Origin of the sequence: Streptomyces sp. NPDC057654 (genome assembly GCF_042800135.1) — a bacterium.
Classification (GTDB): domain Bacteria; phylum Actinomycetota; class Actinomycetes; order Streptomycetales; family Streptomycetaceae; genus Streptomyces.
Genome location: NZ_JBHVHQ010001248.1, coordinates 1 through 1,804, shown reverse-complemented (window position 1 = coordinate 1,804; position 1,804 = coordinate 1). Strand labels below are relative to the sequence as shown.

The window sequence follows — 1,804 nt, the reverse complement described above, 5'->3', positions numbered from 1 at the left end:
GATGTCCTCGGGCAGCAGGGTCACCAGATCGTCGTCGTCCGGCTCGGACAAGCCGTCCCCGGCCGGGGACGGCAGGGCCGCGTGGTCGGCCAGCCGCGCCGCGTGGCGCTCCGTCATCCGCTGGAAGAGCTGGCGCGCGGTACGGCCGTTGCCGAACCGCTCGTCGCGCTCGACCGAGTCGAAGTAGTCGGCGAGCGCCGCCGGGGTCTCCCCGCCGAGTTCGTACTTGTGCTGCTCCGCGTGGTTCGCCACGATCCCGACCAGCTCCTGCGAGCTGTAGTCGTCGAAGAGCAGGGTCCGGGTGAACCGGGAGGCGAGGCCCGGGTTGGCGTCGATGAACCGGGACATCTCGTCGGGGTAGCCGGCCACGATGACCACCACGTCCTCCCGGTGGTCCTCCATCAGCTTCACCAGCGTCGAGATGGCCTCCAGCCCGAAGTCCGAGCCCTGGCCGTGCGGCACCAGCGCGTACGCCTCATCGATGAAGAGCACGCCGCCGATCGCCTGCCGGAAGATCGCGGTGGTCTTGGGCGCGGTGTGCCCGACGTACTCGCCCACCAGCGAGCCCCGGTCGGCCTCGACCAGATGACCGCGGGAGAGCAGCCCCAGCGCGGCCAGCAGCCGCCCGTACAGCCGGGCCACCGTGGTCTTGCCGGTGCCGCTGTTCCCGGCGAACACCAGGTGGCGGCTGAGCGGGGGCGGCGGCAGACCGGCCTCGGTGCGGCGACGCACCAACTGCATCAGCTTGACGAGCGTCTCCACGTCCTGCTTGACCCGGTCCAGGCCGATCAGGGCCCGGAGTTCGGCCAGCAGGTCCGCCAGGGACTCCACCGCGGGGGCGGTCTCGGCGGCGGTCGGCGCGCCGCCCGCGGGCAGCGCCTGCGGCGCGGTCATGGCGGGGCCCGCGCCGGAACCCGACTCCGGCATCGTGCTGTCCTTCACCGTCTCGACGCGGCACGCCTCGAAGACCGGCGCGGCGCCGTCCGCGAGCTTGAGGTCCTCGTCGGCGTCGCGGATCAGGCAGCGGCGCAGCACGGGCGCGGCGTCCTTGCCGACGTACACCGCCGGGTATTCGGTGGCGGCGATCTCGCAGTCCGCCAGCACCCCCGCCGCGCCCTCGGCGACGTACACGCCGTTCTTGGCGGTGCGCAGCACCCGGGTGGCGCCGACGCGGGGCCGGGCGCCGTTCCACAGCACCAGTCCGCTGCCCTTGGTGTCGGTGATCTCGCAGCCGTCGAGCCATGCGGCGCTGTGCTCGCCGAGGAACACTCCGGCCGACCGGCTGCCGCGCACCTGCACGTTCACGATCAACGCGCCGGTCCCGGCGGTCACCTCCAGGCCCGTGCCGCAGTCCTCGATCTCGCAGCCGTCGATGAGCGGGCGGTGCTCGGTGGTCAGGCTGATCCCGGTGCCCGCGCCCGTGACGCGGCAGCCGTGGGCCGTGAGGTCGCCGCCGTCCACGGCGAGCCCGGTGAGGTCCGCGGCGCTGATCCGGCTGTCGGAGAGCGTGAGGAGCGCCCGCTCCGTGACCCGCGCGCCGTGCTGCGCCGTGCCGCGCAGCTCGCAGCCGCGGACCGTGGCACGGGCGGACCCGGCCAGGTGCACGGCGGTGAACGCGCTGTCGGTGACCGCGCAGTCGACGAGCGTGAGCCGGCTCTCGTCGGTGGCGAAGACGCCGTTGGCCCGGGAGCGGGCGATGCCGCCGCCGCGCACCTCGACATCGGCGTCGCCGCCCGCGGCCAGACCGCTGTCGGCCGAGTCGCCGACCGTGGTGGCGTCCAGCCGCAGCGCCGCTCCGTCGGCG

At 74.2% G+C, this 1,804-nt stretch carries 1 protein-coding gene; it reads right to left on the bottom strand.

All coding sequences use genetic code 11. The annotated features are described in order from the left end of the window. The coding region (locus tag ACFU99_RS42505) for a right-handed parallel beta-helix repeat-containing protein (RefSeq protein WP_384403838.1) at window positions 1-1,804 on the bottom strand (1,804 nt) is incomplete at both ends.